Raw genomic sequence first — 6,134 nt, forward strand, 5'->3', positions numbered from 1 at the left:
CTGCGGTTCGAGCCCCCCTCCATCAGACTCGGACGTCGGACAGTCACCTCTGCCCATCGACCGCTTTTCCATCGTGAACCAGTGTTATGCATTGCGATCGGTGGCGACGGATGGTCTGGTTGTGGCCAACGACACCGGTGGCTACGACACCTCGGTGGTTGCGCCCGAGAACGCCGAGGCGTTCTTCATGCGGGCGGCGACGCTGGGCAAGTATCTGCTCTACGCAACCGACACTCGGCTGTTGACTTCGGCGTCACCCGCTGCCGGCCAGAGTGCTCCCAGCGATGCTGCGATCTGGACGGTTGATCCGGTGCCTGATTCGGACGCCTTTACCCTGTATTCCGACGACGCCAGTCTGGCGCTGGCGGTGAACGACGCCGGCGCATTGACCCTGGCCGACCCCGGCGACACGAACACCACGCACTTCGAGTTCGTGCCCACCTCCGTGACCTGCGCCATTTATCCGGAGATGCCGGTGGCGGTGACCGGCGACAGCTTCAAGGGCAACGGGATCAACAAGCCGGCGGTCGGCTTTGCCGATGTTCACACGCACATGGGAATGTCCAGCGAGCTCTCCTACGCGGGGGACGTGGGGCCGTCTGCAGGCGGTGTGCTGTACGGGGAGGTCATTCACCGCTTCGGCGTTCCGCATGCGCTGGAGGACTGCCTAGAGTTCCACGGTCCGCAGGGCGTGCTGGATGCGAACCAGATCATCTCCGGCACGGTGGGGACGCATGAGACCGAGGGTTGGCCCACGTTCATCGACTGGCCGCAGCGCGATTACCTGACCCACCAGGTGATGTACTACAAGTGGGTGGAGCGCGCCTGGCTGGCCGGACTGCGGCTGATGGTCAATCACGGCACCAACATTCAGGCGCTTTGCAACGTCGGAAAGCTGTATTCCCTCGCCCCGCTGGCGGACTGCGATGACATGAGTATCGCGGTCAAGCAGGTGCAGTATCTGTACGAGGTTCAGGACTACGTCGATGCGCAACATGGCGGCCCGGGCAAGGGCTGGTTCCGCATCGTGACCAGCCCGCAGCAGGCCCGGGAGGTCATCAACGATGGCAAGCTCGCCGTGGTGCTGGGTGTGGAAGTGGCGCAGGTCTTCAACTGCGGCGTCAATCTCGCGGTTGGGCTGGCGGAGGTTCCCGAGTGTGACCAGGCCCAGATCGATGCCGAGATTGATCGCCTGTGGGAACTGGGTGTGCGACACGTCTACCCGTATCACGACATCAACAGTGCTCTCGGCGGCACCGGAATTTTCAGCGACATCATGAACCTGCTCGGGCTGCTGGACACCGGCGCGTTCTGGGAGGTCGAAGCCTGCCGCGACTATCCTGAGGACGAGCCTTCGGTCCGCACCCCGGGCCTGGAGATCGCCACCTCGCTGCCCGGCCTGGGAGATGATCCGCTCACCGCCGCCATACTCGGGCTGACGGGGGGCTCGCTGCCGGTCTACCCCGATGGCAAGAGTTGTAACAAGCGGACCGTGACGGAACTGGGGGCGTACGCCCTGCAGGCGTTGATGGACAAGCGCATGGTGATCGACATCGACCACGCTGCCTATCACAGCAAGGACATCATGCTGGACATTGCGGAATCCCAGAATCCGCCATACCCGATGGCCTCCTCCCATGATGCCCATGGCGGGCTGACCAGCGACCAGGCGCAACGGATGCTTGCGAGCGGCGGCATCATCTATCCGTACAAGGGCAACGGCGTCAAACACGTCGAGTTCCTGGAAAAGTTGAAGTTCTGGCGTGAGAAGGCTGGTGTTCCGGATGACCGGATACTGGGGCTGGGTTTCGGTGCGGATGCCAATGGATTCGGTGGGCATCCGGGGCCGCGTGGCGGAGATTCGGAGCCGGTTCAATATCCCTTCACCCTGTTCCAGGGCGCCGACTGGGGACCTCAGTTCGCGGGCTTTGATCCAGTGTCCGTGGGCCTGCTGACGATTCCGGAAAGCGGCAAGTTCTGGCACATCGACGAAGTCGGCATGGCGCACTACGGCCTGGTCGCCGACTTTGTCGAGGAAGTGCGTCTGGAGGGTGGTCGCGAGGCGCTGGATGCGCTCTACAACTCGGCCGAAGGCTATTTGCAGATGTGGGAGCGCACCTACAATCGCGAGACCGCGTCCGATGAAAGTTAGCCAGCTGCTCATCGCCCTGGTGGCGATGGCGCTGTTGGCAGGACTGTGGTGGACCATGCGGCCGGCGGTGCCGTCCGCGAACTCCGCACCGCAGATGCAGGTCTTTGAGCTCGCGCTCGGCGACGGCAAGCACTGGGTCGCCAAGCGGTTTCGCGTCGAGCAGGGCGATCGGGTTCGCTTCGAGGTCACCAGCGCCGTGGACGACGCGATGCACGTGCACGGTTACGAGCATCATCTGCCGCTGCCGGCGGGAGCGCCCCAGACGCTCGAATTCACTGCCGATCGCGCCGGCCAGCACCAGCTTGAGCTTCACGGCAGCACGCTGGAGGTCGGGACGCTGGAGGTCTACCCACGGTCGTGATGCGACGTGCCGGGCTGCTTGCTGCGGTCCTGTTCTCCACGCCGGTTTCCGGCCATTCGTTCGGGCAGCCCTACCAGCTGCCGATGCCGTACTGGCTCTATATCTACGGTGCGATGGCCGCGCTGGTGCTGTCTTTCGTCGTGTTCGGTTTATTCGTGGGTCGGTCGCATTTTGATCGCGCTCCGCGCTACCGGGAGCTGAGCGGAAGTCCGCCCTTGCGTTGGCTGCGACGTGGATACGCCATCAGCACTCTGCGGGCGGTGGTGTTGCTGTTGTTCGCGTTTTCCGTGCTGACCGGTCTGGTCGGTTCGCGCGATCCGTACCGCAACTTCAACATGACGTTCTTCTGGATTCTGTTCGTGCTGGGCGGCACCTACCTCAGTGCTGTGATCGGCGGCTGGTACGGTGTGCTGAACCCTTGGCGCACGCTGAGTCGCCTTTGCGACCGCCTGTGGCCGGCCTTCTCGACCGGGCGTTTTCGCTACCCCGCAGGTCTGGCGTACTGGCCGGCGCTGGTCTTGTACATGGGCTTCATCGCGCTGGAACTGTTTGGGGATGTCCGGCCGTTCTCGCTGTCGGTCGCACTGCTGCTGTACACCGCGATCAACCTGCTCGGCGTGTTCCTGGTAGGCGCTCGGGCATGGTTTCGCCACGGCGAGTTTTTCGCGGTGATGTTTCGGCTGGTGTCGATGATGGCGCCGGTGCTGATTGACCGGGACGCCAACGGGGCGAGGCGGGTTTGGCTTCGCTGGCCGTTCGTGGGCTTGCTGGGGGCCCGCATCGAGCACCGCAGCCTGCTTGTGTTCCTGCTGTTCATGTTGTCTTCGACCGCATTTGACGGCCTGAGCGAGACAAAGCCGTGGTTTAACGCGTTCTGGATGGACCCGAGCGGCCTGTTGACGCAATGGTTTGGTCGCCACCCCCTGCAGTATTACGGCGATGTGCGCATCTGGTTTATTCGCTACGAAATGCTGTGTCTTGTGGCCTCACCATTTCTGTACCTTGGCGCGGTGGCGCTGTTTCTCTGGCTTGGCAAATGCCTTTGCCGCACCCGGGCGAGTGTTCGCGATCTGGCAATGGATTTCGGGTACAGCCTGCTGCCCATCGCGGTCGTGTACCACGTGACGCACTACTACACGCTGTTGCTGGATCAGGGCGTGAAGATCCGGGCGCTGGTGTCCGATCCGTTTGGCTGGGGCTGGAACCTGTTCGGGACCGCCATCACCGGCCGCGTGCCGATCCTGCCCGATATGGGGGTGGTGTGGTACAGCCAGGTGTTGCTGATCCTGCTCGGGCACGTTGTGAGCGTTTACATCGCCCACGCTGAAGCGCTGCGCCAGTTTCGCGATACGCGCACCGTGCTGCTCAGCCAGATTCCCGTGCTGGCGCTGATGGTCCTGTTCACCGGTGTGGGGCTTTGGATTCTGGCGCAGCCGCTCAACGGCTAAACGCCCGCTCGTTTCAGTCCCGGCCGCGCGGCCTGAATCAGACCTCCAGATAGTCGCAGATCGCCTCGGCGGCCTCCCGGCCTTCGAACACGGCGGTGACGACGAGGTCGGAGCCCCGGACCATGTCACCCCCCGCAAACACCTTCGGATTGCCGGTCTGGAAGGCGTGGGCATGCTTGCCGTCGGCCTGCGCATTGACCTGTACCCGGCCATCATCGTGGATGCCGATCGTGTGGTCGCCAAACCAGGTGGCTGGGTTTGGCCGGAAGCCAAAGGCGATGATGACGCAATCGGCGTCGACGACCTCTTCCGTGCCGGGGACCGGCTCCGGCCTGCGACGGCCACGGTTGTCCGGTGCGCCCAGCTGGGTTTGCACGACCTTGACGCCCTCGACGCGGCCGTCTCCCACGATTTCGATGGGCTGGCGGTTGAAGAGGAACTGCACGCCTTCTTCCTTGGCGTTGGCCACCTCGCGACGTGAGCCCGGCATGTTCTCCTCGTCGCGGCGGTAGGCGCAGAGCACGCGTTCGGCACCCTGCCGTACGGCCGTGCGATTGCAGTCCATCGCCGTGTCACCACCGCCGAGCACGACGACCTTCTGGCCGGCCATGTTGATGAAGTCGCTCGGGTGATTCTCCAGCAACAGCTCGCGGTTGATGTTCGAGATCAGGTAAGGCAGCGCATCGTAGACGCCTTCCAGGTTCTCGCCGGGGAAGCCGCCTTTCATGTAGGTGTAGGTCCCCATGCCGAGGAATACGGCATCGTATTCATCGAGCAGCGCCTGAAACGGCGTGTCTGTTCCGATCTCCACGCCCAGCCGGAACTCGACGCCCATGCCTTCGAGAATCTCGCGGCGGGTGCGCACGACCGATTTTTCCAGCTTGAAGGGCGGAATGCCGAAGGTCAGCAGGCCGCCGATCTCCTGGTACTTGTCGAAGACCACGGCCTGCACGCCGTTGCGGGCGAGCACATCGGCGCAGCCCAGCCCGGCCGGCCCGGCGCCAACAATCGCGACCCGCTTGCCGGTGGCCACGACCTGCGACAGGTCCGGACGCCAGCCCTGCTTGAAGGCTTCATCGGAGATATATTTCTCGATGCTACCGATGGTGACGGCACCGAATCCGTCATTGAGTGTGCAGGCACCCTCGCAGAGGCGGTCCTGCGGGCACACACGGCCGCAGACCTCGGGCAGCGAGTTGGTCTTGTGCGACAACTCGGCGGCCTCGAACAGGTTGCCTTCCTCGACCAGCTTGAGCCAGTTCGGGATGTAGTTGTGGACCGGGCATTTCCACTCGCAGTAGGGGTTGCCGCAGGACAGGCAGCGCCCGGCCTGCTGCACGGCGGATTCCGGATCAAACTCGCCATAGATTTCGCGAAAGTCCTGTATCCGGACTTCGACGGAGGTCTTGGCCGGATCATGACGCGGCACATCCAGAAATTGCGTGGTGTTCTTACCCATTTACTGACCCTTGCAGGGTTGATCGGCCCGCTTGGTGGCGGGCATGGTCTGCCTAGTCCTCAGGCAGCCTGGCGGATGGCGTCGAGCAGATCGCCGATATCGATGGCCTTGGGCTTGATCAGCCAGAAACGGCCCACCCAGTCGCGCCAGTCATCAAGAATCTCGGCGCCCCACTGACTGCCGGTGACCTGCACATAGTCGGCAATCAGGTCGCGCACATAGTGGCGGTGGCCTTCCATGTGCTCGGCCACCAGCCGATGGATGTCGATCAACTCGTGATTGTACCGGTCGACAAAATGCCGGTCGCGATCCAGCACATAGGCGAAGCCGCCGGTCATGCCGGCGCCGAAGTTGACGCCGGTGGAGCCGAGCACGCAGACCACGCCGCCTGTCATGTATTCGCAGCCGTGATCGCCACAACCCTCGACCACGGCCAGTGCGCCTGAATTGCGCACCGCAAAGCGTTCACCCGCGCGGCCGGCCGCGTATAACGAGCCGCCGGTGGCCCCGTAGAGACAGGTGTTGCCGATGATGGTCGTGTCCTGAGTCTTGAACGCACTTTTCTCCGGCGGGCGAATGGTGATGCGACCACCGGCCATGCCCTTGCCGACGTAGTCGTTGGCATCGCCGACCAGGTCCAGATGCAGGCCGCCAGCGTTCCACACGCCAAAGCTCTGTCCGGCGGTTCCATTCAGCTCGATGGTGATCGGCGCA

At 63.5% G+C, this 6,134-nt stretch carries 4 protein-coding genes and 1 pseudogene; 3 read left to right on the forward strand and 2 right to left on the reverse strand.

What is annotated here, in order from left to right; translation table 11 throughout:
* The first annotated feature begins 73 nt into the window (after window positions 1-73).
* Genes ACE1EY_RS12600 through ACE1EY_RS12610 form a run of 3 tightly spaced genes read left to right on the forward strand, consistent with a single transcriptional unit; the run spans window position 74 to window position 3,961 of the window.
* Window positions 74-2,152 carry a hypothetical protein gene (locus tag ACE1EY_RS12600; protein ID WP_370300311.1) on the forward strand — a complete coding sequence of 693 codons (2,079 nt, stop codon included), beginning with the start codon at window positions 74-76 and terminating at the stop codon, window positions 2,150-2,152.
* Window positions 2,142-2,513: a hypothetical protein gene (locus ACE1EY_RS12605; protein WP_291515200.1), complete on the forward strand. Its 372-nt coding sequence runs from the start codon at window positions 2,142-2,144 to the stop codon at window positions 2,511-2,513. The genes ACE1EY_RS12600 and ACE1EY_RS12605 overlap by 11 nt, the downstream gene beginning before the upstream one ends.
* On the forward strand, window positions 2,510-3,961 hold the full coding sequence (locus ACE1EY_RS12610) for a hypothetical protein (RefSeq protein WP_291515201.1): 1,452 nt from the start codon (window positions 2,510-2,512) through the stop codon (window positions 3,959-3,961). The genes ACE1EY_RS12605 and ACE1EY_RS12610 overlap by 4 nt, the downstream gene beginning before the upstream one ends.
* Window positions 3,962-3,998: 37 nt before the next feature.
* On the opposite strand, the gene ACE1EY_RS12615 is transcribed toward ACE1EY_RS12610, so the two are convergent.
* Complete coding sequence (locus ACE1EY_RS12615) at window positions 3,999-5,420, reverse strand: FAD-dependent oxidoreductase (RefSeq protein ID WP_370300312.1); 1,422 nt, start codon at window positions 5,418-5,420, stop codon at window positions 3,999-4,001.
* Window positions 5,421-5,479: 59 nt separating this feature from the next.
* Window positions 5,480-6,134, reverse strand: a pseudogene (gltB, locus tag ACE1EY_RS12620) (glutamate synthase large subunit); the annotation flags it as partial.

The organism is Abyssibacter sp. (assembly GCF_964229365.1).
GTDB lineage: Bacteria > Pseudomonadota > Gammaproteobacteria > Nevskiales > OUC007 > Abyssibacter.